The sequence below is a fragment of the Proteiniphilum sp. LBM24028 genome (genome assembly GCF_056629195.1).
Window position 1 is genome coordinate 3,121,301 of sequence record NZ_CM152817.1, and the last position, 25,306, is coordinate 3,146,606.

23 protein-coding genes are annotated in these 25,306 nt (G+C 48.6%); 14 read left to right on the forward strand and 9 right to left on the reverse strand.

The features are described from left to right. Nucleotides 1–19: 19 nt before the first annotated feature. Nucleotides 20–745 (reverse strand): DUF5020 family protein, encoded by a 726-nt coding sequence (locus AC1HCU_RS12560; RefSeq protein WP_321721980.1) that lies wholly within the window; start codon nt 743–745, stop codon nt 20–22. Nucleotides 746–907: 162 nt separating this feature from the next. Here AC1HCU_RS12560 and cysS point away from each other — a divergent pair, with 162 nt between their 5' ends. From cysS to AC1HCU_RS12625, 13 genes are all read left to right on the forward strand, one after another. Beyond that, on the forward strand, nt 908–2,386 hold the full coding sequence (cysS, locus tag AC1HCU_RS12565) for a cysteine--tRNA ligase (protein ID WP_480366460.1): 1,479 nt from the start codon (nt 908–910) through the stop codon (nt 2,384–2,386). Next, on the forward strand, nt 2,374–3,150 hold the full coding sequence (locus AC1HCU_RS12570; protein WP_480366461.1) for a YaaA family protein: 777 nt from the start codon (nt 2,374–2,376) through the stop codon (nt 3,148–3,150). The genes cysS and AC1HCU_RS12570 overlap by 13 nt, the downstream gene beginning before the upstream one ends. Before the next feature lie 12 nt (nt 3,151–3,162). Further along, entirely contained in the window at nt 3,163–4,497 is a 1,335-nt protein-coding gene (locus AC1HCU_RS12575) for a sodium-dependent transporter (protein WP_480366463.1), read from the forward strand. Between the two features lie 160 nt (nt 4,498–4,657). Continuing rightward, a complete protein-coding gene (gene aroA, locus AC1HCU_RS12580) occupies nt 4,658–5,884 on the forward strand; it encodes a 3-phosphoshikimate 1-carboxyvinyltransferase (protein WP_480366465.1) in 1,227 nt (408 codons plus the stop codon). A gap of 17 nt (nt 5,885–5,901) precedes the next feature. Continuing rightward, nucleotides 5,902–6,333: a phospholipase gene (locus tag AC1HCU_RS12585; RefSeq protein WP_480366467.1), complete on the forward strand. Its 432-nt coding sequence runs from the start codon at nt 5,902–5,904 to the stop codon at nt 6,331–6,333. A gap of 10 nt (nt 6,334–6,343) precedes the next feature. Next, nucleotides 6,344–7,180: a metal ABC transporter permease gene (locus AC1HCU_RS12590; RefSeq protein WP_480366469.1), complete on the forward strand. Its 837-nt coding sequence runs from the start codon at nt 6,344–6,346 to the stop codon at nt 7,178–7,180. Nucleotides 7,181–7,235: 55 nt separating this feature from the next. Beyond that, nucleotides 7,236–8,624, forward strand: a complete 1,389-nt coding sequence (locus AC1HCU_RS12595; protein WP_480366470.1) for a tetratricopeptide repeat protein — start codon at nt 7,236–7,238, stop codon at nt 8,622–8,624. After that, nucleotides 8,621–9,199, forward strand: coding sequence for a non-canonical purine NTP diphosphatase (locus AC1HCU_RS12600; protein ID WP_480366472.1), 579 nt, complete (start codon nt 8,621–8,623; stop codon nt 9,197–9,199). Before AC1HCU_RS12595 ends, AC1HCU_RS12600 begins: the two co-directional genes overlap by 4 nt. Nucleotides 9,200–9,284: 85 nt before the next feature. Continuing rightward, on the forward strand, nt 9,285–10,343 hold the full coding sequence (locus AC1HCU_RS12605; RefSeq protein WP_480366474.1) for an oxidoreductase: 1,059 nt from the start codon (nt 9,285–9,287) through the stop codon (nt 10,341–10,343). A gap of 156 nt (nt 10,344–10,499) precedes the next feature. After that, complete coding sequence (locus tag AC1HCU_RS12610) at nt 10,500–11,009, forward strand: RNA polymerase sigma factor (RefSeq protein WP_480366476.1); 510 nt, start codon at nt 10,500–10,502, stop codon at nt 11,007–11,009. 160 nt (nt 11,010–11,169) lie between these two features. Continuing rightward, nucleotides 11,170–11,991: a FecR family protein gene (locus AC1HCU_RS12615; protein ID WP_480366478.1), complete on the forward strand. Its 822-nt coding sequence runs from the start codon at nt 11,170–11,172 to the stop codon at nt 11,989–11,991. Nucleotides 11,992–12,006: 15 nt separating this feature from the next. Beyond that, nucleotides 12,007–14,733 (forward strand): TonB-dependent receptor domain-containing protein, encoded by a 2,727-nt coding sequence (locus AC1HCU_RS12620; protein WP_480366480.1) that lies wholly within the window; start codon nt 12,007–12,009, stop codon nt 14,731–14,733. Nucleotides 14,734–14,737: 4 nt separating this feature from the next. Then, complete coding sequence (locus tag AC1HCU_RS12625) at nt 14,738–15,934, forward strand: DUF4249 domain-containing protein (protein WP_480366482.1); 1,197 nt, start codon at nt 14,738–14,740, stop codon at nt 15,932–15,934. 56 nt (nt 15,935–15,990) lie between these two features. Here the strand turns inward: AC1HCU_RS12625 and AC1HCU_RS12630 are convergent, their stop codons facing one another. Further along, nucleotides 15,991–16,875, reverse strand: coding sequence for a DMT family transporter (locus tag AC1HCU_RS12630; RefSeq protein WP_480366484.1), 885 nt, complete (start codon nt 16,873–16,875; stop codon nt 15,991–15,993). A 390-nt stretch (nt 16,876–17,265) separates the two neighbouring features. Here AC1HCU_RS12630 and AC1HCU_RS12635 point away from each other — a divergent pair, with 390 nt between their 5' ends. Beyond that, entirely contained in the window at nt 17,266–18,396 is a 1,131-nt protein-coding gene (locus tag AC1HCU_RS12635) for an AAA family ATPase (protein WP_480366486.1), read from the forward strand. Here the strand turns inward: AC1HCU_RS12635 and trpA are convergent. The 7 genes from trpA to trpB all read right to left on the reverse strand — a co-directional run bounded on the left by trpA (nt 18,370) and on the right by trpB (nt 25,242). Then, the gene (gene trpA, locus AC1HCU_RS12640; RefSeq protein WP_480366488.1) at nt 18,370–19,146 is read right to left on the reverse strand and encodes a tryptophan synthase subunit alpha; all 777 of its coding nucleotides are present in this window, start codon (nt 19,144–19,146) and stop codon (nt 18,370–18,372) included. The genes AC1HCU_RS12635 and trpA overlap by 27 nt on opposite strands. A 107-nt stretch (nt 19,147–19,253) precedes the next feature. Beyond that, nucleotides 19,254–19,865: a phosphoribosylanthranilate isomerase gene (locus AC1HCU_RS12645; RefSeq protein ID WP_480366490.1), complete on the reverse strand. Its 612-nt coding sequence runs from the start codon at nt 19,863–19,865 to the stop codon at nt 19,254–19,256. 105 nt (nt 19,866–19,970) lie between these two features. After that, nucleotides 19,971–20,759 carry an indole-3-glycerol phosphate synthase TrpC gene (gene trpC, locus AC1HCU_RS12650; protein ID WP_480366492.1) on the reverse strand — a complete coding sequence of 263 codons (789 nt, stop codon included), beginning with the start codon at nt 20,757–20,759 and terminating at the stop codon, nt 19,971–19,973. Between the two features lie 99 nt (nt 20,760–20,858). Continuing rightward, complete coding sequence (gene trpD / locus AC1HCU_RS12655; RefSeq protein ID WP_480366494.1) at nt 20,859–21,854, reverse strand: anthranilate phosphoribosyltransferase; 996 nt, start codon at nt 21,852–21,854, stop codon at nt 20,859–20,861. A 124-nt stretch (nt 21,855–21,978) separates the two neighbouring features. Beyond that, nucleotides 21,979–22,551 (reverse strand): anthranilate synthase component II, encoded by a 573-nt coding sequence (locus AC1HCU_RS12660; protein ID WP_480366496.1) that lies wholly within the window; start codon nt 22,549–22,551, stop codon nt 21,979–21,981. 16 nt (nt 22,552–22,567) lie between these two features. Then, nucleotides 22,568–23,977: an anthranilate synthase component I family protein gene (locus AC1HCU_RS12665; protein ID WP_480371192.1), complete on the reverse strand. Its 1,410-nt coding sequence runs from the start codon at nt 23,975–23,977 to the stop codon at nt 22,568–22,570. Between the two features lie 74 nt (nt 23,978–24,051). Next, nucleotides 24,052–25,242 (reverse strand): tryptophan synthase subunit beta, encoded by a 1,191-nt coding sequence (gene trpB / locus AC1HCU_RS12670; protein WP_480366498.1) that lies wholly within the window; start codon nt 25,240–25,242, stop codon nt 24,052–24,054. Nucleotides 25,243–25,306: the final 64 nt, after the last annotated feature.

A 25,306-nucleotide genomic window follows, 5' to 3' on the forward strand; every position in this document is an offset into this window, starting at 1 on the left:
AATTGTCCCGTCTTATACATTAAAAATTCCACTTTGTGGCCAGGGTAGGAATGGCATAAAATTTACTTTCAGTGAATTTGTTTACAAAGTTGTAACTCAGCTCTATTTCGCTTCCAAACGAAAAGTTGGACGTGACGTTATACCATATCTGAGGCTCACTCAGGAAAACCATTTTTTTCCCTCCGGCATCGCTGCCTTCAGTAAAAGACTTATCCTCCGTCCAAAGATCCGCAAATCCGCCCAGGGAGAGCTTACCACCTGCCAGCGATGCATTCCAGGTGACCGTCCACTGTACATCGTTGCTCACCTCCTGGAAAGCATTCAGTTTATAGACCACATAGGTGTTCATATAAAATTCACCCAATTGGAACGGATAACCGAACCCTGCCATATAAGATGCCGGAATGGAGAAACCAGCATCGGACCCTCTTCTTAATCCCAGTCCACCGTTATATTCGATATGGGGAAAAAGTGGAAAATCGCCAAGTTTAAATTCACGGGCGATCTCGGCATAAACAAGTCCGGGATTTTTTTTGTCGTGATTGAAATCGAAGTCCGCAAACATGAATGTACTTCCCCAGCGGTCTGCCTTAAACATCTCAAAGGTTGCGGTCAGATAATTCGAAGGTGATACATCATCGCCATATAAAGAATGACGCGGATCAAAATGCAACTGTAAATTTTGTGCATGGACAGCTCCAAACACACAGAAGAGCAGAAGTGCAACTGAAATTTTACGTGTCATAAAATACATATAATGGTTAGTTTGTTTAAAGAAACGACAAAAGTATCAAAATATTGGCAAACCTCCATCAAACGCTTTTGACTTTCTGCTCTTTTTCATTCGGATTGCCAATCTTAACGCATAAATTTGTATTTTTGCCTTTTTAAAATTACCAGCCCCAATATGAACACAGATAAGGCAAACAATTTGGTTATTTACAACACCCTAAATCGGAAGAAAGAAGCTTTTGAACCGCTCCACCCACCCCTCGTTGGCATGTATGTATGCGGACCCACTGTCTATAGTGATATCCATTTAGGCAATTGCCGCACATTCATCTCTTTTGATTTGATCTACCGTTATCTGCTTCATCTCGGCTACAAGGTGCGTTATGTGCGGAATATAACCGATGCGGGGCACCTGGAGGGGGACCGTGATGAAGGTGAGGACAAGTTTGCGAAAAAAGCCAAACTGGAGCAGCTCGAGCCGATGGAGATCGTGCAAAAATATACCCTCGGCTTTCATGAAGTACTGGCACTTTTTAATACCCTTCCTCCCAGCATTGAACCCACTGCCACCGGCCACATCCTGGAGCAGATCGAAATGATTAAAAAGATACTCGATGCGGGATATGCCTATGAGGTAAGCGGTAGTGTCTACTTCGATGTAGAAAAATACAGCAGGGAGCATGACTACGGCACGCTGACCAACAGGAAACTGGAAGATATGATGGAAGGAACACGTGAACTGGACGGCCAGGATGAAAAAAGAGGACGCCTCGACTTTGCCCTCTGGATCAAAGCAAAGTCTGAGACGCTGATGCAATGGCCTTCACCCTGGGGGTGGGGTTTCCCGGGATGGCACATCGAGTGCTCGGCCATGAGTACCAAGTATCTGGGAACAACCTTCGATATTCATGGCGGAGGCATGGACCTGCAGGCTACACACCATACCAACGAGATCGCCCAGTCGCAGGCATGCAATCACACCGCACCCGTAAAATACTGGGTGCACACCAACATGCTCACTGTAAACGGGGCACGCATGTCGAAAAGTGCCGGCAACGGCTTCCTCCCCAAAGAGCTTTTTACCGGTAATCATCCCCTGCTGGAACGGGGCTACACTCCCATGACGGTTCGTTTCTTCATGGCCCAGTCACATTACCGGAGTACGCTCGACTTCTCAAACGATGCGCTGCAGGCTGCTGAGAAAGGTTATAAGAAATTGATGGAAAGCCTCTCTGCTTTGGAAAAAATTACAACTTCAGACTCCTCTTCGGTGAACATCAACGAGCTGGAGCAACGCTGTTATGCGGCAATGAATGACGACTTTAACAGTCCCATGCTCATTGCCCATCTTTTTGAGGGAGTGCGCATCATCAATTCTGCGCTCGACAAAAAAGAAACACTCACTGCAGCAGATCTGGGCACTTTGAAAAAGATCATGCATACCTTCATCTTTGAGGTGCTGGGGCTGGTAGATGAGACAAGACAAACGGCCGGAAGCGAGGTAATAGAGGGACTGATGCGGCTGATTATCGACATCCGTCAGTCGGCCCGAAACAACAGGGATTGGGCTACCTCGGACAAGATCAGGGATGCCCTGAAGGAGGCCGGCATTACCCTGAAAGACACCAAAGAAGGTGTGGAATGGAGGCTGTGACCATGCAAGTATTGATGTCGCCAGCAAAACTGATTTCTTTTCCGGACAAAAGAGACAAGTGCAAGACCACAGAGCCGCTTTTTCCGGATAAAACGAAGGAACTGATTGCCGTTTGTCAGCAGCTGTCGGAGAAAGAGATTGGAACAATCATGAAAATCAACCCCAAAATGGCACGTGAGGTTTATGAGCAGTTTCAGACCTTTTACTTCCGAACTACGCCTCAGCGTGCTGCAGCATTGGCTTATAACGGTATTGCCTACGCAGGATTGAATGCGCATGATTTTTTGGATGATGATATTGCTTTTGCACAACATCACCTCAATATCCTTTCGGGTCTCTATGGCATTTTACGCCCTTTTGACCTTATCAGGCCCTATCGTCTGGAGATGCAAAGACCGGTTGTATCCTCAGGCTATCGCAACCTCTACGAATTCTGGCAGGAGAAAGTAAACAGATATCTCGCAGACCGGTTCAAGAGGGAAGAAAAAACAATCATCAACGTCACTTCGGGTGAGTATGCAAAGGTGATACGGAAAAACGCACTTCCTGCAGGTTTACGCATTATCGATATCCGGTTTTTACAACATGAGAATGATTCGTTCAAACAAATTATCGTCCACACCAAAAAAGCCAGGGGACTGATGGCCCGTTATATCATCAAAAACAGAATCACCCATGCGGAGGATGTAAAGGGGTTCCACTACGAAGAGTACTTCTTCTATCCTGCCCTGTCTAAAGACAATGAGTGGGTCTTTGTGAGATAAAAGAATAAACATATGAACGGAAAAAGGATAACATTTGCCTCCAAAATAGGGGTAATCGCTGCGGCGGCAGGATCTGCCGTCGGCTTGGGTAATATATGGCGCTTCCCCAGTCAGACAGCCGATGGGGGAGGGGCAATCTTTATCCTGGTTTATATTGGATGCATTCTATTTTTTGGTATACCGCTGATGGTCAGCGAGTTTATTGTGGGAAGGTCGTCCCAGGCCAACACAGCAGGGGCTTTTCACAAACTGGCACCCGGTACGCCCTGGAAATGGGTGGGCAGGCTGGGCGTACTTACCGGTTTCATTATCATGGGATTCTACATGGTAGTTTGCGGATGGACCCTGGACTATCTGATGCAATCTGTCACAGGAAACCTGTATGCTGTAAATGATTTTTCAGCAAACTTCGCTTCGTTGCTAAGCAACCCATTGCGACAAATTTCATGGATGGTTCTCTTCACCCTCCTGACATCATTCTTCATCCTCTCGGGCGTGAAAAGGGGAATCGAACAATCATCGAAGATCCTGATGCCGATACTCTTTCTGTTACTTATCATTCTTGCTCTGCGGGCTATCACGCTGGAAGGTGCTTCCGGCGGCCTCTCTTTCCTCTTTATGCCCAGCCTGGAACAGGTGAAGCCTACTGTCTTTCTCGATGCAATGGGTCAAGCCTTCTTCTCCCTCTCCATCGGTATGGGCTGTATGATTACTTACGGCTCCTACTTCAATAATCGCATCAACCTCACAAAAACTGCGATGCAGGTAGCCATTCTCGATACGCTGGTAGCCATACTCGCCGGAATGATCATCTTTCCAACCGCCTTTGCATTGACAACCAACCCCGAAACCATTGTCGATGAGTTGGTAGCCGGCGGACCCGGTCTGCTTTTCATCACCCTTCCCGGGTTATTTAATCAGATGCCGGCCTCCATGTTATGGGCAGCCATGTTTTTCTGTCTGCTGACACTCGCGGCAATTACATCCACCATCTCATTGATGGAAGTAGTCACTCTGTATTTGCATGAAGAGTACCGCCTCTCCCGAAAAATGAGTACCCTTATTGTCACCGTGGGTGTCATCATCCTGGGAATGATCTCCTCATTCTCGGTTTCTTTTTTCAATTTACTCGACATCAGCTCTGCCAAGTTCATGCTTCCCGTCGGCGGTTTCTTCATTAGCCTTTTTGTGGGATGGTATCTGGACAAAAAGCTGGTATATGCACAACTGACCAACCAGGGAACACTGAAGCCAGCTATCGGTTTTCTGAAAACCTATATCTTCCTCTTGCGTTATATAGTACCTCCTGCCATCCTCGCCATATTTATCTATGGTCTAACAGGCTGACAACATACCGGCACGTTACAGTTGCCGACAAGACTAAGTACTGAAAATCACCGGAAAGAGACGGAAAATTAATTAAAGGATTTTAAACAACCTAAAACAGAAAAGAAACTGCCTGTCTTCGCTTTAAAATGATTATTTTTGTACCAAAAGCTCCACAGAGATGCCAAAGCAATATAAAATTTATCCTCCCGATACGATTCGTGCCACTGTGCAACTTCCTTCATCAAAAAGCATGAGCAACAGGGCGCTTATACTCAACGCCCTCAGCCTAAGCCACTACCCTATCCGGAATCTTTCCGACTGTGAAGATACCAGGGTCATCATTGATGCTTTCAATTCAGATTCCAACATGTTCGACGTAAAAGGTGCGGGTACGGCCATGCGCTTTCTCACTGCCTTCCTGGCAGGCATGGAAGGAGAGTGGATCATCAAAGGGTCCAAAAGAATGCATGAACGTCCCATCCATCCGCTGGTGGAAACACTCACTGCACTGGGCGCCGAGATTGAATATCTCGAAAAGGAAGGTTTCCCTCCCTTACGAATCAAAGGACGAAAACTTAAGGGAGGAGAAGTGTATCTCTCCGGCAATATCAGTTCGCAATTCATATCTGCCTTGCTGATGATTGCACCGCTCATGGAGAACGGACTGATCATGCACATCGAAAAAAAGATTGTTTCCAAACCCTATATCGACCTGACCATGGCAATGATGGCACAGTGCGGGGTTACAGCCAAGTGGGCCGGCAACGATATTCTTGTGAAGCCGCAGCAGTATCAGGCCATTGAATTGGAAGTGGAGACCGACTGGTCCGCAGCCTCCTATTGGTACGAATTGGCTGCATTGATGCCCGGTGCTGAAATCAGACTGCAGGGATTACGTAAAAAAAGCCTGCAGGGCGATGCCAATGTCGCTAACCTGTTCAACGACCTGGGAGTCACCACGGAATATATAGAAGAGGGAGTAATCATTCGTCATACAAAGAAAAAAGCCAAAAAATTCTTTCACGATTTTGTCAATGAACCTGACCTGGCACAAACATTTGCGGCTACCTGTTGTTTTATGGGTGTACCGTTTCTTTTCTCGGGCGTACAGAGCCTGAAGATCAAGGAGACAAACCGGGTACAGGCCCTGATCGATGAATTAAAAAAGCTGGGCTTTGTGCTCAGGGAAAGAGAGAACGGCATGCTAGAATGGGATGGAGAGCGTTGTTTCCCGGAGAAGGAACCTGCAATAAATACATACGATGATCATCGTATGGCCATGTCCTTCACACCAGGAGCTATCACATTCCGTTCACTGATTATCAACGACCCGCATGTTGTAACCAAATCATACCCCCGCTTCTGGGATGATTTGAGAGACGCGGGGTTTATTATAGAAGAATAGAAGAAAGGAAACTGATTATGCAACCCATTGTATTATTTATCGGTATCATTCTCTTTTTTGTGCTGGCCCTGACCATCACCAATCTTATCCAGCGAAAAAGAGGAAATACACAAACCCGTGTGATGCCCCCTCCCTCCATCGATCTGGGCGAAGGGGGTTGCTGTGGTGCACACGAGGTGTGTGAAAAAGACAGCCTCATTGCTGCTTTTGTAGAGAAACCGGAGTACTTCGACGACGAGGAACTCGACAAGTTTGTCCGTCGCGATTCGGGTCAATATAAGAATACTGAAGTGGATGAATTCAGAGAAGTATTTTACTCCGTCCTCGATGAGGAAAAACCGCGCTGGGTACGAAGCCTGCAAATGCGGGAAATCTCTCTTCCCGATCAGATGAAAGATGAAGTGCTGATGTTTGTAAATGAACTGAGAGAGCATAAGATGCACGCCTGACCCCGGACAGATGAATATCCCCGAACTACTTCAGTATGCCTTTTTCCGGAATGCCCTGTTGGGAAGCCTCTTCGCGAGCATCGCCTGCGGCATCATTGGAACATACGTTGTTTCACGCAGGTTGGTATTTATCAGCGGAGGCATTACACATGCTTCCTTCGGGGGATTGGGCATAGGTTTTTATTTCTCTCTCCATCCCATCCTGTCTGCCATGGCTTTCTCCATACTTTCCGCCTTTGGCATCCAATGGCTTTCCCGCAGGCAGAACGTGCGGGAAGATTCCGCCATCGCCGTTTTCTGGTCGCTCGGCATGGCCCTGGGTATTGTACTTACCTTCCTCTCACCGGGATATGCCCCCAACTTGTCGGAATATCTGTTTGGAAATATCCTCACGATCACACCAGCCGACATTATGGCTCTGGTTGTCTTGTCGTTTGCATTGGTGCTGTTTTTTGCACTTTTTTATCATGCCATCGTCTCCGTATCGTTCGACACCGAGTTCGCACAAACCCGGCGTATTCCAACCCAGTTTATTGAATATACCATGATGTTGTTCGTGGCTGTCACCATTGTGCTGAACATCCGCCTGGTTGGCATTGTCCTGCTCATGTCGCTAATCACTGTCCCGCAGATGACCGCCAACCTTTTTACAGTGAACTACTCTAAAATCATTTTTCTTTCCGTTGTTTTCAGCTTCATGGGCTGTGTGACCGGACTCATTCTGTCATACTATCTGAATGTGCCGTCGGGTGCGTTCATCATCTTCGTACTCATCGTCATGTTTTTCCTTGCCAAAGCAGTGAAAGCCATCGGAATAAAAGCCAAAAAGATGCAATTGGCAAAATAAAACCCTGTTTCTGTCGTTAACAAAAGGAACTCGTTACTCTTTAAAAAGGATTGTGGTGACGATAAAAATAAATACGGCATATTGCGTAATCATTCTCTCCGGAATGATTCTTGGCATGGGTTGTTCTACCAAAAAGAACACCCCGGGCACACGCGCCTACCACGAACTGACCACCCGTTACAATATCTATTTTAATGCATCAGAGGCTTATAATGAGATTCTGGAAAATCAGCCGGATAACTTCCCTGAAAACCATACGACCTTACTCCCCTTTTATCCTTCTGTGCCCGTGCAGGAGGAGAAAACACACGGCGGCCCGTTCGACCCGGTAGCAGACAAACTGTTGAAGGCCATCCAGACACATTCCATTACCGCAAAGCCACGACGTAACCCTTCTCAACCGCAGACACAGGCATTGAGGCAATGGCTGCAGCAGGAAGAATTTAATCCGTTCATCCACAACGTCTGGATGCTGCTGGGTAAAGTTCATCTGCAAAACAGGGATTACGAAGATGCACTGGAAACATTTATGCAAATTCAGCGCCTGTTCAAGCAGGAAAAAGACCTGATCACCGAGACCGAGATTTGGCTGCTGCGGATCTATACGGAGACAAACCGAACCTATGATGCCGAGAACATCATCTATATGCTGCAAAGTAAGACTCTCCCGCCCCATCTGCACGATCTGTACTTGGAGACATATACTGCCTGGCTCATTCACAGGAAAGAGTATGCTGCCGCCATCCCCTGGCTGAAGAAAACCATTGACAGGGAGAGAAATTTCAGACAAAAAAAGCGTCTTCAGTTTTTGCTTGGACAAATCTATGCTCTTAACGGCGAAAAGGCAGCGGCGTACCGGGCTTTTGAGGATGTGAAAGGACTTAGGACACCGGCCGAATTCAGCAGAAATGCCACCCTGGCACAATTGGCGCTGCAAGAAAGGCCGGTCACGACCGAAATACCGGACCCGACTGAAAAAAATTCTTCCATTATAAAACCCGACTTGCCTGCAGATGGACTGAACAGCGATTCCACCCTGATGACCAATCCGGAACAGGCATATTTATTTCAGGATTATTATCGGGCCTATCTGAAACGCTCTTCAGTCAGGGAACCGGCAACCGAGTCCATACCAAGGCCTTCATCTTATCCCGAAACAGCCACTCCCTTTCCCGCGCAATCATCATCAACCCACAGAACAAAAACGATGGAGGAGCTGAAGAAGCAGCTTGAACAAAAAGCGGCCGAGGCATTACGACAAAATCAGAAAGCAGTCACAAACAAAAGCAGGGAAAAACTGTTGAAAGAACGGGAAAAGGAAAGAAAGGAGAAGATCCGCCAACGTGAAAGGGAGCTCCGGGAGCGGCAACGCAAAAGAGAAGCAACCATTAGACAGAGAGAACAACAGAGAGAACAACAAATGCGCGAGCAACAACGACAATGAATAAAATAGTATTTGCGACCAACAACAGACACAAGCTCGATGAGATCCGGAAAATAACAAACGGATTGTTACAAATCCTCAGCCTCGACGATATCCATTGTACCGATGAGATTGAGGAAACAGGTACTACGCTTGAGGAGAATGCGCTTCTTAAGGCACACTATGTGAAAGAAAAATATGGCTATGATTGTTTCGCCGATGACACAGGCCTGGAAGTGGAAGCACTCGGCGGTGCCCCGGGAGTCTATTCATCACGCTATGCCGGCGAAGCATGCAACCCGGCAGACAATATGCAGAAGCTGCTCCATGCACTGAGGGGAGTAGAGAACCGTAATGCCCGCTTCCGTACGGTAATAGCACTGCTGCTGGGCAATGAAAAGCACTTCTTTGAAGGGGTGGTTAACGGAAAGATCATCGAAGAGAGAAGAGGAGAAGCCGGGTTTGGGTATGATCCGGTTTTTATACCCGAAGGAAAGGATCAAACATTCGCAGAGTTGGGTAACAACGTGAAGAATCAGATAAGCCATCGCGCGCTGGCTACCCATCAGCTGGCAAAATTTCTTACCAAACGATAACAGTGTTTTCCGCTCATCTCTTCATCTGTTTCACAAAATTTACCTATCTTTGGAAACATACATTCTATAACTCAAAAAATAACCTATGTCGACCAACATTCGCACGGGCATTATCGGTTACGGACTTTCCGGCCGTGTTTTTCATGCCCCCTTTATTGATGTGGTGGAGGGATATGAACTGACCAAGATCAGCACCTCCAAACCCGAAAGCATCGCACTTATCGAAGAGCGTTATCCCGTGACGGCAGTCGTACCCGACGGAAAGAGTATCATTGATGACCCTGAAATCGATCTCGTCATTGTCACCTCTCCCAATACCGATCATTTCCGATGGGCCCGGGAAGCACTTCTGGCAGGTAAACATGTGGTGGTGGAAAAGCCTTTCACCGTAAACGTGATGGAAGCTGACGAACTGATTGAGATCGCCCACAGACAAAATAAGATCCTGACCGTCTATCATAACCGACGTTTTACCAGTGACACGCGAACAGTCAAAAAGCTACTCAACAGTGGACTACTGGGTGAAATTGTGGACTACGAATCTCACTTCGACCGGTATCGTACCGATCCTCGTCCCAATGGAGCCTGGCGCGAACAACCCCTCCCGGGATCGGGTATTTTCTACGATCTGGGTTCCCACCTTATCGACCAGGCGTTGTGGTTCTTTGGCATGCCCGAAGCCGTCACGGCCGAAATCAACTCCCAGCGTGCATGGGCGAAAGCCGACGACCATTTCGATGTACGGCTCCACTACACCACCTTTACCGCCACACTGAAATCGGGCATGATCTGCCGCATTCCGGGACCCACCTTTATGCTCCATGGGACACAAGGTTCCTACGTGAAATATGGACTCGACGTGCAGGAAGCGACTCTCGACAGCGGTGTCATTCCACAAGGAAAGGATTGGGGACGTGAGCCGGAAAACATCTGGGGAACGATCAACGCCGAATACAAGGGAGTGAAGATACAGGGAAAACTGGAGAGTGAGCCGGGCGATTACCGCGACTATTTTATCAACCTGCGTGATGCCATATTGGGTAAAAGTGAAATCGCTGTGAAGCCGGAGGAAGCCCGCAATGTAATGTATATCATTGAACTCGCATTCCAAAGCAGTAGGGAGAAAAGAACCGTCGTAGTATAATAAAGAAACTTACTAAAGAAATAGTTGCTCCGGCGATACTGATCACCGCCCCGATCACCTGGCGGGCGGTGATTGTCATATCCCTTTTTGCAATTTTCTTTATTCACAATCCCCTATTTTTATTATTTTTGTAATCTCTACAAACACTGATTGTCGATGCAGTTTTCAGAGAAACAGTTTTCCAAATATTTCCACACCCACTATCGTCCGCTTTGTCTGCACGCTCTACATTTCATGGGTAATGTCGAGGAAGCCGAGGACGTTGTACAGGAGATCTTCATGAAACTGTGGGACAAAAGAGAACAACTTGAAACGATACAATCGATAAAATCGTATCTCTATAAAGCGGTTCGGAACAATTGTCTGACCCGCATTCGCGATGCAAAGCCCACCACGCCGCTGGAAACAGTTGCACACGATCAACTGCTGCCGGAGGATGAGCAGGAAGAACGCAGCGAGATGGAAGCCCGCATCTGGAAGATGATTGACGAGCTTCCGGAACGCCGTCGCCAGATCTTCCTAATGGCAAAGCGAGATGGGTTAAGCTACAGGGATATTTCAGAACAAACCGGGCTAACCGTAAAGACCATTGAAAACCATGTCTTCCGTGCCATGCAATCGCTGCGCACCAAAGATTTCAATGCCTATCTTTTCTTCTTTGCCTGAACAATTGCCCTGAATAAAAACAGACAAGCTGCTCGAGTTACTCCCCTGTTTTTTCAACCGATAAGCCGCACAGGGAAGAATAATTGAAAATTCTTCGCGATCGTGTGAGAGATTTTATTTTTTTTGCGTCTCATGTATAGAAAGCGTTTGAAACTGATATATGCAACAGAACAGAAACGACATCGATGAATCTATCCGCTTTGTGGCACAGCACTACCGTCAAGGGGTGTTCGATACTGCAAAAGGGTGGAAAAGGCTGACACATTCACTTCAGGAATTCAGGAGGGTGCAATATCTCTCACTTGTGACACGCGTGGCAGCTGTTGCCCTGTTACTGATAGTCACCGGAATCGGTATCTGGATATCGGTAAACCGCCCGAGTCAGCTTCTGGCTGAATCCGACAACACCATATTCAGTCTGCCCGATCACACCGAAGTAGTGATGCAGGAAGGGGCAGAGCTGACCTACGACCGTCACTTCGGGAATCGTTACCGTCATGTCTCCATGCACGGCAATATTCGTTTCAGTGTGACGCACGATGAGACCATGCCATTTATCGTTTTTACACCCACAGCCAAGATCACGGTGTTAGGGACAGTGTTCAATGTGTCGGAGAACGATGAAGGAACGGAACTATCGGTTATTTCGGGGAAAGTCCTCTTCACACCCGAGTCACCCGCTGTACAGATTCTTTGTACAAAAGGTATGCGTGTACACTACCGGGAGAAAGGAAAAGAGATCAACGTATTCTCCGACGACACATCCATCTTCTATAGCGCCGAGCGAAATGAGCTCTCAATCAATAACGCCACCCTCGAACAGTTGCTCATGCTGTTATCACAATACTACAACGTACAAATGAAAGCACCTGAAGAAGAGTTGCCGTTGCGTCTGACCAGTACTTTTTCAGGGAAAAGCATCATTGAGATCCTGAACATCATAAATATAACGTTAGATTCCCATATACAAATCGTGAATTAACTTTATTCTTTTTTAATGGAACGCTACATCCTCTTTTTTCTGCTGTTCATTTGCCTCCACACGGGAGCATCCGAACAGCAAAAAATCACCATCCGCGCAGAACGGAAATCGATCACCGAACTGATCAGACAGATTGAATCCCAAACCGATTATCGCTTTTCATACAATCCTGATTTGCTGAAAAAACTTCCACCCATATCGATACGAGTAGAGGATGAAACCATTGAGAACGTGCTGGCAGCTTTATTTGATAAGACCGATATACAGTTTATCATTCGTGATAAGTTCATCATCCTGAAAAAACGGCAGAAAGAAATCACCATCAGTGGTTTTATCCATGACCGTGAATCACATGAGACCCTTATATCCGCCAACATCATTGATCTTGTTTCCGGACAGGGTGCCGTCAGCAACAATTTCGGGTTTTACAGCCTCACCCTTCCACCAGGGAGTTTAACCCTCCGCCCCAGCTATGTGGGATATGCCACCGAACACCATCCTTTTATCGTAACACAGGACACCGTGATCCATTTTTATCTGCGTCCCTCTTCGTCACTGAAGGAGGTCGTGGTGGAGGGTGACTTGCGAAACCCGATACAACATGCAGAAACAGGGAAGATCAGTTTTAATGCCGGAACACTGAATGCTGTTCCGGCATTAATGGGTGAACACGACGTGATTAAGGTCCTGCAGCAACTGCCCGGTGTGGCAGTGGGTAGCGACGCCATGGCAGGGTTATATGTACGTGGCGGCAATGCCGATGAAAACCTCTACCTTGTGGATGGAAATCCGCTCTACCATGTGCACCATCTGTTGGGGCTGTTTTCCACCTTCAATCCCGAGGCGGTGAAAACAATGGATTTTTACAAGGGTAGCTTTCCGGCGCGGTATGGCGGGCGGCTCTCATCTGTAGTTGATTTGCGGATGAACGACGGAGATATGAAACAGATGTCCGGAACCGCTTCCATCGGGCTCATCTCCTCTCGCCTGAACCTGCAGGGCCCCATCGTCAAGGATAAAACATCATTCTCTGTCTCGCTCCGCCGCACTTATCTCGACTTGCTTGTGCGGCCGGCACTCTACTTCATGAACCGGCAAAACAAAAAAGACGATCCGGAAAACCACGATAAAATTGACTTTGCCTATTATTTTTATGATTTCAACGCGAAGATCAATCACAAGTTTTCAGACAAGAGCCGTCTCTATCTGAGCTTGTACAACGGCAAAGACAAACTGTTCTTCAACAACGAATCAAGGTACGGAAGTACGAACCAGTATGACGGAACAACGGGAGAAGCCGAAGCCTATCCGGTTACCAACCACAGCACCGAGACGGCAAACATGGATATCGGCTGGGGAACAGGCATGGTATCGCTGAACTGGGCTTATGCTGTGAACAGCAAGCTATTTTCCAATGCCACACTGATATATAACCGCTTCAGTTCTGATATTTCGCTTTATTCGGAAAACGAGGATTTTTATACAACTACCAATCCTGTGACGGATACAAAAGAGCTCGTGAAAACCTCCCAATTTTTTAATCCTGTATACCGGTCGGGCATCGAAGACTTGGGTTACCGCCTCGATTTTGATTATGCATACGACAACAATCACCTGATCCGCTTTGGCACAGCCCTCCTGCAACACAACTTCCGCCCCGAGGAGAGTCGAATCTACCGGAGAGAGACTGATGGGGAAAGAAAAAAAAACGACACCATCACCTATGCCGATGAACGAATCAGGGTGAAAGAGCTCTCTCTCTACGCCGAAGACGAAATGGCCTTCGGCAAGCGACTGAAGGTGAACGCCGGCATGCATCTCTCCGGCTTCTTCGTGCAGGGAAAATCCTACCTGAGCGCACAACCCCGTCTCTCGGCACGCTATCTCCTGTGGGACGATCTCTCGATGAAAGCCTCCTACGGCAGGATGAGTCAGTACGTGCACCTGTTGCAGAGCAGCTACCTCAATTCTCCCAACGATTTATGGGTGCCGATCACCAAAAATGTGAAGCCACTCTCCTCCTATCAGTTCTCGGCGGGGCTCTATGGCAGATACCATGGTTTTGATCTGTCGGCAGAGACCTACTACAAGAAATCGTCCAACCAGGTGGAGTATAAAGACGGGGCCAGCATCCTTACAGGCAATAGCAGATGGGAGGATCGTGTTGCACAGGGAATTGGCACATCATACGGCGTGGAGCTGATGGCAAAAAAGAACATCGGCAACAGTTCGGGATGGATCGGATACACGCTCTCATGGGCTGACCGGCGGTTCCCCGGGGGAGAGATCAATCAGGGAAAGAGCTATCCGGCGAAACAGGACAACCGGCACAAGATCAATGCCGTTTTCATGCACAAGTTCAACCGCAAATTCGATCTTAATCTTTCCTGGATCTATGCCACAGGTAACTGGACTACCCTGCCGGAGGAGGAGTATATCAACATGCATGGCGTGAAGGAGCCTTATATAGAGCGACGGAACAATTACAAGATGCCCAACTATCAACGACTCGACTTAAGTTTCAATTACTACCGCCACAAGAAGAGCGGCAGGACGGGTATCTGGAATATCAGCATCTATAACACCTATGCCCACCACAACTCCTTTCTGATACTACCTTCAGAGAAATTCGCTCCCAATCCGGACACGGTAGACGGATATCCGCAAAAGAGTATTCCGGCATACCAGAGTTACTGTCTCTTCCCCATCATTCCCTCCTTCTCCTATACTTATAAATTCTAAAAAAATGAAGCGTCCACAATACATACTGCAAACAATACTGCTGATGACTTTGCCGCTCCTTTTTGCCGCCTGTGAGAAAGAGATCAGACTGGATATGGATGGCTACAAGCCCAGGATTGTGATGAACGGTATCATCTCTCCCGATTCACTCATCGAGATAAGGGTCAGCAAAAGTTTTCTCTATACCGACACGTTTACCGAAAAGAGTCGCCTGGGTAATGCTACCCTCACATTGTACATCAACGGCGAAGAACGGGAGAAAATGGTGAAGATCGGCACCGAGAGCAATACAAACCAAGACCGTCTCGGGTTTCAGTATACCGCATTGATGACCCTTTTCCGTTCAACCGTGCGTCCCAAGACAGGAGACCGGATCCGTATCGAGGCCTCAGCAGAAGGGTTCAATACCGCCTGGGCGGAAACCACCATACCGTTGCCGCCACAGATCAACCGGATCGACACAGCCACCTTCTTCACGGCACAAAGAATCATGGAGGAGATCAACAACGAATATTATCCCGGTTATGGAGTAGGCACCCTCTACCCTGACAGCATCCATGCAGAGGAACTATACCGCAATCTGCGCATAAGGGCGTCAATCACCACTCCACCTTCCAAGCTGTCTCAATATTTCATGTTAAGACTGCGAAGCTGCAACGACCGGATACCAGACCACCCGGATATGAACGGATACTTTCTCGGTTTGTATACAAATGATGATCCCATTTTTAAGGAGAGCTACCGAAGTAGCCTCCTCGAGGATCTCTTAACGGAGGGTCCATCCTACGAAGGAGTAAAATATTTCGACTCGGCAATATTTTCAGACAAGCTGTTCCGAAACAACAGCTACACGCTCGATTTCTCGATTACCGACTATTATCCGATCCTCACTACCTACGAGAAGACCGGGGAGACAACGGAATGGGGGTATCCCGTCTACATACCGGTAAAAACGGAAGTGCTCAATCCGCCTCTCGAAGTGCAGTTCACGCTTATTTCTCCTGAATTGTACCCCTATTACCGAAAAGGAAGATATGACCCACACAGCGACGAAGAGTCGTTCAGACAGATCTCCGAGCCGGAGATGACCTACGGCAACGTGCACAACGGCATCGGCGTTGTAGGGGCAGTATCTACCGCGACGGCGCATATTCATCTGCCCCCATTTTCAGGAGGTGGTAACAGGGTACCCAGGAGATAACCGGTTGCAGATACGAACAGCCATGGCAAAAAGATGCCAACACTTGGGGAAACGACTTATAAAAAGAAGATTGAAGCTCCGGCAATACTGATTACCGCCCCCATCACCTGACGGGCGGTGATCTTTTCTTTAAACATGATGGCAGAGGGTATGATAATGAAGATGGGCGTCAGTGCCATCAGGGCCGAGGCGATGCCTGTCTCGGTATGCTGCACGGCGAAGAGCGACAAGGCTACACCGACGAAAGGGCCGAATACAGCACCCACGGTAATCCCCTTCATCCCTTCCTTGTCGCCGGCAGCCAGGAAGACCCGCTTCCACCTGCGCATAAAGGTGACCAGCAGGGCAAAAGCAACAAACCCGAAGATGGCTCGTATCTGCGTGGCCGCCACTGCATCGTAATCGCCCATCCCCTTTTTACTGAGAATAAGGCCAACCGCCTGTCCGAGGGCACCACCCAATGCATAGAGAAATCCCCGTAGCGGCACATTCAGTTTTAATCTTTTTCCAGCCACCACAATCATGATGCCCGCCACACTTACCACGATACCCAGTATGCTCTTGGGCGACAGGATCTCCTGCAGAAAAAACCAGCCGATGACGGCAGTGATCATGGGGGCGAGGCTCATGACCAACTGGGAAGTACGGGATCCGATGAGGAGATAAGACCTGAATAAAAACAGGTCCCCCAGGAAAAAGCCAACGATACCCGATATACCCAACCAGAACCAGTTATAGGGTGTGGCATCTATCGGGAAAAACATGCCACGCGTAGCAAGCGTGGTAAGTCCCAGGAAGATAACTCCCAGAAATATACGGATGATATTCACCGACAGCGATCCCACCCGCCGTCCGGCTTTCTCAAAGAAGATGGCACTCAGTGTCCAGCAAACAGCCGTCAGCAAAGAGGCTATTTCACCAATGTGTGTTTGAAGAAGCATGGAACAGGTCGTCTGTTTTTAGGGTTCCACCACAAACGATTTGCAAAGGTAATATCTGTGAACCAATTTATTCATTTTTATTCCGGAAATTACATTTTTCATTATTATCTTACAATTATTGCTTTATAATAATTATCTTTACGTAATGGTACCCGATTGAGTTTAAAATTATGAAACGGGCATGAATTGCTTTGCAATCGACGTAGTCAAAATCATTTCGGCCAAGGAGATGATTATTTGCGAGCTCGATACACCTGAATGAACAAATAAAAAATCGTATGAAACGAGCATGAATTACGAAGTAATCGACTTTATCAAAATCATTATCACACAAGATCATGACTAAAGCGAGTTCCATATGACACCATTGAAAATAAATATTTTAGTCGTATGAAAAAGATTACCAACCCATTTATTACCAGTGGCTATTTATCGCCGCATTATTTCTGTGATCGAAAAGAAGAGACAAAAGAGTTAATCGGAAATATCGCGAATGGCAACAATGTAGCACTTATTTCTTCGCGCAGAATGGGAAAAACGGGACTCATCACCCATTGCTTTACAAAACGTGAAATAGCAGATAAATACTACACATTCTTTATTGATATTTATCCGACCGGCTCCATTCGTGATTTTGTTTTCACGTTAAGCAGGGAGATTGTAGAGCGACTGAAACCTTTTGGTCAAAAAGCATTAGAAATATTCCTGACCATTGTCAAATCATTGCAGGCCGGAGTCTCATTCAACGTGACGGGTGTACCGTCATTTAATGTGAAACTGGGCGACATCAGGTCCGTGGAGACCACGCTGGATGAGATCTTCCAGTATCTGAACCAGGCGGGAAAACCTTGTCTGGTCGCAATCGATGAATTTCAACAGATTAACCATTACAGGGAAAAGAATGTGGAGGCACTGCTTCGGACCCACATACAACAGTGCCACAATGCACGTTTCATCTTCGCAGGCAGCCAGCGTCATATTATGGACAAGATCTTCACAAGCGCTTCACATCCATTCTATCAAAGTGTATCCATACAGCATCTTGAAGCCATCTTCATGCAGGAATACACACAATTTGCGTTGGGCCACTTTGAGGAAAACGGCAAATACATCTCTCCTGAGATGGTGGAATCGGTATACAGACAATTTGAAGGCATCACCTGGTATATGCAAAAAATATTGAACACCCTCTTCTCGATGACTCCTGGTGAGGGCAAAGTGACGAAGAGCATGGTAGAGGAGGCTGTTGAGAAAAACGTAAATTCATATGATTACAGTTATTCAGAGACACTGTTCCGCCTCCCGGCAAGACAGAAAGAACTGCTGATAGCCATAGCCAAGGAGGGAAATGCCAGAGAGATTACCTCTGCGGAGTTTGTCAAGGAACACAGTCTCACTTCATCCAGTTCTGTGCAGTCTGCCATCAGGGGGTTACTCGACAAGGATTTCGTCACGCTGGAGCGTGGCGCTTATCACGTGTACGACAAGTTCCTTTCATTGTGGATCAATCGCAATTATTAGCTTTGTGGCCGCATCATCAATTGATTTCTCACTTTCCAACAGCGAGATAAATTTACTGCCGATGATGGCTCCCGAAGCTTCACGGCAGGCTGCATTGAATGTCTCCCTGTTGGATATTCCGAATCCGATCAGGCGAGGATTTCGCAGCTGCATGGTGTTCACCCGACGGAAATAGGCCAGATTTTCATCACTGAATGCATTCCTGGCTCCGGTTACCGAAGCGGATGAAACCATATAGATAAAGCCGGAGGTATGCTGGTCGATCATTCTGATCCGCTCTTCCGATGTTTCGGGCGTAATCAGCATAATCACATGTAATCCGTATTTTTCAGCCACCGGCTTGTATGACTCCATGTATTCCGCAAAGGGAAGGTCGGGGATGATGAATCCATCGACCCCACACCGTGCCGCTTCACGGCAGTAATTCTCAAAACCGAATTGAATGATGGGGTTGAGGTAGCTCATCAGCACCAAAGGGATCGATGCAGTCTGCCTGATGTCAACCAGCTGGTCGAAAAGTACTTTCAGGCTCATCCCGTTTTTCAGCGCCTCGGCACCCGATGCCTGAATCACCGGCCCGTCGGCCATCGGGTCACTGAACGGCACACCTATTTCGAGCATGTCAACCCCTCTCTTCTCCAGTGCCTGTATCACTTTCACGGTGTCATCAAGTGCCGGATAGCCTGCAGTAAAATAGACCGATAGTACATTGTTTTTCTTCTCCTTAAATAGTTTGTCGATTCTGTTCATAATATTCTTGTTTCTTATTTCTTGCTCCTTGACTCTCGGCTCTTGGCTCTTGGCTCTTGTAATAACTCCAACCTTCCAAAAAGCCGATCGCTGATAACTGACCGCTCTTAACGGAATTCTTTTATAAATGTTTTAATCAGCTCAATATCCTTCACCGCCGGTCCAATCTCAAATCGGCTGTTGATATCGATCCCCGCAAACCGGGGATGAGCAAATGATTTAATTTCCTCCACATCTTCAGGAGAGATACCGCCACTCAGCAGAAAAGGTGTGTCTCCGTGATAGTCGGACAACCTGCTCCAGTCGAACTTCTTTCCCGAACCGCCATGATGTGTTGTTTTCCGGTCGAAAAGGAAATAATCGCATTTCCCTTCGTAGGCATCCAGTTGCCCAGCGGGTATGAAACCATCTTCATCTATCCCGAATGACTTGATGACCCTGTACCCCTCTTCGCGCAGATTGATGCAATACCAGAGCGGCTCACTCCCATGAAGTTGAATGGCATCCAGCCTATTTTGCGCTGCACGCTCCCGTACGATCTGGGGATCCTGGTCGACAAAAACGCCTATTTTCTTTACTTTTGAAGGGATATAACGCAAGCTCCTTCCCACGTAGCGGGGTGAACCGGGGTAAAAAATAAATCCCATCCAGTCGATATCGAGCTGTTCCAGCGCTCTGATGTTAACCGCATCCCGCATGCCGCATACCTTGATAATCATATAAACTCTGCTAAGTTGATTGTTCTCTTCGTTCCCGAAAGTCAGCTTACGCTGTTATCCCGCTGCGCCGTTGGTCGCTGTGCGTAGCCCGTACTGCGCACATTGTTAGAAAAGAGCCTGGTCAATGAATGTTTTCAAAGATTCACCCGGATCGGCTGTTTTCATAAAATTCTCGCCAATCAGAAATCCTCTGTAGCCTGCATGACGCAACTCTTTCAGGATGACCGGATCGGAGATTCCACTCTCGGAGACCCATACTGCATCCCGGGGCAACAGCTCAGCCATCCGGAACGATTTCTGCAGGTCGGTCACAAAACTCCCCAGGTTACGGTTGTTTACCCCGATAAGTTTGTTGATGGGAGTGATATATTCCGTTTCCCGCTCATCGTGCAACTCCAGCAACACCTCCAGCTGCAGCTGATGGGCCAGCTCCGTGAGTTGCCTGCACTCATGCGCCGTGATTGCCGCTGCAATCAGCAGCACCGCACTCGCACCGGCCAGCTTCGCTTCAAAAAGCTGATAGACATCCACGATAAACTCTTTCCGCATTACCGGGATGTGTACCGCTTGCGTCGCCTTTCGCAGATCGGCCAGCGAGCCTCCGAAGAAAGTCTCATCCGTGAGCACCGACAGTGCCGCAGCACCAGCCTCCTCGTATGCCCGCGTCACCTCATCCGCACGGGCCGACTGATTGATCCACCCTTTGCTGGGTGAACGACGTTTGAATTCGGCAATAATTCCCGTCGGCGAAAGCTGCAATGCCTTCTTCAAGGACCAGAAAGGGAGTTCCGTCTGTGGTAGCTGCTTTTCCAGCTCTGTAAAGGGGACCCGCTCTTTTTGCAGAGCCACCTCTTTCTTTTTGTGAGCCACAATCTCACTGAGTATATCTTGCATAATTATTTGGATTTTGCAGTCAGCAATCAGCTTTCAGCTTCTGTTTGTAAAATGTTATCCAATCGGGACTCTAGTTTTAAGCGATTGCCAAATTCTTGTTCACTGATTGATTTCAATAAACTTCTCCAATACCTTCAACGCCTTTTTACCATACAGCGAATCCCGGGCAATCTCGAGACACTCTTCGATGGGCTTATCCTGTTCGATGGTCTGGATGCCGAATGCCGCATTGGCTAGCACCACGTTCATCTGCGCTTCGGTAGCTTGGGCATGCAGCACATTCCTGAAAATCCGGGCTGCCTCCACCGGCGTGTTCCCGCCAGAGAGTTCCTCCTGCCCGATCCGCTTGAAGCCTAGTTCTTCCGGAACAAACAACTGCTCGCCTTTGTTTGATACCACCTTAAACTGACTGGTGAGGGAGATTTCATCGTAGCCGTCCATGCTGTGGACGATACAGAACTTTTTGTTCTCCTCCTGATAAATGTAGCTGTACAACCGCGACATGGCCAGGTTGTAAACCCCCAGCATCTGATACTCCGGCTGAACCGGATTCACCAGCGGCCCCAGCACATTGAAGAAGTTGCGTACACCCAGGCTCTTTCTTACCGGGGCCACAGCCTTTAACGCGGGACTGAACAGCGGGGCATGCAGGTAGGCAATGTGGCAGCTGTCGAGGCTTCTTCGAAACTGATCGTTGTCGGTAGTGAACTTCACCCCCTGCTGTTCAATCACGTTGCTGGCACCACTGATGGAGGTGGCGCCGTAGTTCCCGTGTTTCACCACGTTGTATCCTGCACCCGCCACCACAAAGCAGGAAGCGGTGGAGACATTGAATGTATTTTTCCCGTCACCGCCCGTACCCACGATATCGAGGGGAGCGTAATCGGAAAGATTTACCGCAACCCGCATATCGAGCAGGGCATCGCGAAAACCGAGGATCTCGTCCACCGAGATGTTGCGCATCAGAAAGGAGGTGATGAGCGACGCCACCTGCGTATCGGGGATATCTCCCTTCACAATGGCGAAGAGTACCTCTTTGGCTTCCTCCCGCGAGAGATAATGGTAATCAAATAATTTATAGAGTATTTCCTTCATAAGACCTTTATTGAATTTTTTCACAAACTAAAGTGTCCACGCTGCTGTTACGATCGTTGAAGACCGACCGGGTCTCGGGCAGAAGCTGTCGTTTAAATCCGATAGGAATATCCGGTTTGTATGTTTATGCATGCTGCAGAAAGTTTTGAATGACGCGAATACCTTCCGGGGTGAGTATCGATTCGGGGTGGAACTGTACGCCGTGCAGATCAAACTGCCTGTGTTTCAACGCCATCACATCGCCTGCCTTATCCACTGCCGTGATTTCCAGACTGGCGGGGAAATTTTCTTTGGAGACAATCCAGGAGTGATACCGTCCAACCAGGATCTCATCTGGAATACCGTCAAAGAGATAATCATGCGCAATGATGTCCACCGGCGTCTGTACCCCATGAAAGACAAACGGAATGTTCTCCAGCTTCGCACCGAAGACCTCTCCAAGGGCCTGATGGCCGAGGCAAACGCCCAAAATGCTTTTCGTCTCTGCATACTGTCTGATCAACGGCATCAGCAGGCCTGCCTCTTTCGGCAAACCGGGCCCGGGGGAGAGGATGATCTTGTCATATTGGGCCACAGCGGAAAGATCAACCTTGTCGTTGCGAACCACATCCACCTCATTATATCCCAACGACTTTACGGCGTGTAGCAGGTTGTAGGTGAACGAATCGTAGTTATCGAAAATAAGAATCTTATCCATTTTCATCTCTGTTTTTTTATGAATTATAGAGGGTAGCCGCCTTGTCGATGGCTTTCTTCAGTGCTCCCAGCTTGCTGTTCACTTCGCGCAGTTCGTAGGCATCGTCGCTTTGCGAAACGACGCCAGCCCCGGCCTGGTACCACAGCTCGTTGTTGCGGCTGACAAACGTGCGAATGGTGATGGCCTGGTTGATGTTGCCGTTCAGCCCGATGAAACCAATGCAGCCGCCGTAGGCTCCCCGGTTGTGGGACTCTATCTCCGATATCAGCTGCATGGCCCGCACCTTGGGTGCTCCCGAGAGGGTGCCGGCAGGGAAGGTATCGAAGAAGGCACGGATGGGGTCGGTACCCTCATTGAGCGTGCCGCTCACGCGCGAGACCAGGTGGATCACGTGAGAGTAGAACTGCGGCTCCTTGTAGAAATCGACCTTCACATCGTGGGCATGGCGACTCAGATCGTTCCGCGCCAGATCCACCAGCATCACATGTTCAGCATTCTCCTTGGGGTCGTTCAGCAGAAACTCCACCGCCTTCCTGTCTTCCTGATGGTTACCGCTCCGCTTGGTTGTCCCCGCAATGGGGTCGATGCTGATCTGCGATCCGTTTATCTTGCAGTGCGTCTCGGGCGAGGAACCAAAAATACGGTATCCGCCGAAATCGAAATAAAAGAGATAGGGAGAGGGGTTGATGGAGCGCAGTGCACGGTACACCTTGAAGTCATCGCCGGTGAAACGTTGGACAAACCTCCGCGAGAGCACAATCTGAAACACGTCGCCCCGCAGGCAGTGCTGCACCCCCGCACGCACATGCTCTTTGAACTGTTCGTCGGTGATGGTGCTGTATTCCTCTCCTTCTGTAAAAAAGTTGTAGGTGGCAAAGTTACGCTGGTTGATCAGTGACTCCACCTTCATCAGGTCACTTATCTCATCCTCACCCTGCAGCTCAATCAGGCTGATCTCGTCGGTGAAGTGATTGAACACCAGCAGGTATTTATAAAGGATATAAAGCAAGTCGGGGGCATCGTTGCGTTCCTCCCTGCTTTCGCGGATGGCAATGTGCTCGGTATACTTTACACAGTTGAAAGTGGAGTACCCGAACAGTCCGCACTGTTCCAGCTCACTGCCGGCAACCTCGAACCGGCCAATGAAACGGTTTAACGCATCGGAGATGGTGAAACTTTCCGACAGTGCCTGTTTTTCTTCCTTGTCGTCGGGAAACAGAAAATGACAAACACCCCGGTTCACCTCCACCCGGGCGATGGGTTTCAGCGCCAGGTAGGAGATGCTGTTCTCGTTGGCATGAAAGTCGGAGCTCTCCAGCAGCGCCGACTGAGGGAAGGTATCCCTTACTTTCAGGTAAATGCTCACGGGTGTATGTAGGTCGCCCATGATCTTTTTGCTGTTGGCTTGAAATTTGTATTGCATAATTGTTACTTTTGAGCGGTCGGCTTCAGCGATTAGCGTTGTTTGTGGAAAATTGTCAAATAGAGCGGTTTGAATTTTCAAATAAAATCTTTTTCATACTGGAAATAGGTCTCCAGATCCTTGTCGCCACGCCCCGAAAGGGTGAGAACCACCACCTCGTCGGAAGCGAAAGTCACCTTCTCCAGTGCAGCCAGTGCATGCGCCGATTCCAGTGCGGGGATAATTCCATCGTTGCGGGTCAGTTCGAAGGCTGCCCGTAGTGCTTCATCGTCGTTGATTGCGAACACCTGTGCCCGTTTTGTTTTGGCAAGATGAGCATGTATCGGCCCGATGCCGGGATAATCGAGTCCCGCCGAGATGGAATAGGGTTCGGTGATCTGCCCGTCCTCCGTCTGCATCAGCAATGTGCGGCAGCCATGCAGCACCCCGGCGGTTCCCAGATGGATGGTCGCCGCCGACTCGCCGCTCTCCACTCCCTTCCCGCCTGCTTCTGCCAGCACAATCTTCACCTTCTCATTGTCAAGATATTCATAAATAGTACCCGCGGCATTGCTGCCGCCACCCACACAAGCCACCAGATAATCGGGATAATCACGACCCTCCTTCTCTGCCAGCTGCACTTTTATTTCTTTACTGATCACCGATTGCAGACGGGCCACCATATCGGGATAGGGATGCGGGCCAATGGTGGAGCCGATAATGTAGTGGGTATCGGCAGGGTGGCTGCACCAGTCGCGGATGGCCTCGTTGGTGGCGTCCTTCAATGTCATGTTGCCCGAGGTGACCGGCACGACCGTGGCTCCCAGCATCTCCATCTTCTTCACGTTCACCTGCTGACGGGCTACGTCCGTTTTGCCCATGTACACGGTGCAGGGCATCTGCATCAGCGCGCAGACGGTGGCTGTGGCCACACCATGCTGGCCGGCACCGGTCTCGGCGATGATTCTTGTCTTGCCCATCTCACGGGCAATCAGTATCTGCCCGATGGTGTTGTTGATCTTGTGGGCGCCCGTGTGGTTCAGGTCCTCCCGCTTCAGATAAATCTTTGCACCGAAGCGTGCCGACAACTGACGGGAGAGATAAAGCGGCGAGGGCCTCCCCACATAGTCGCGCAACAGGGAATCGAAATCGGCCTGAAAGCGCGCACTCTCCATGATGCGGAGGTATGCCTTTTCGAGGTCGGTCACGCACTGGTGCAGAATCTCCGGAATATAGGCTCCCCCAAATTCACCGTAATATCCTCTTTCATCTACTGAATACTTTTGCATATCATCATTGTTTTAATTGTTGTTTCATCTACACCTTAAAAACTCAAAGAGCCTGTCGCAGGAT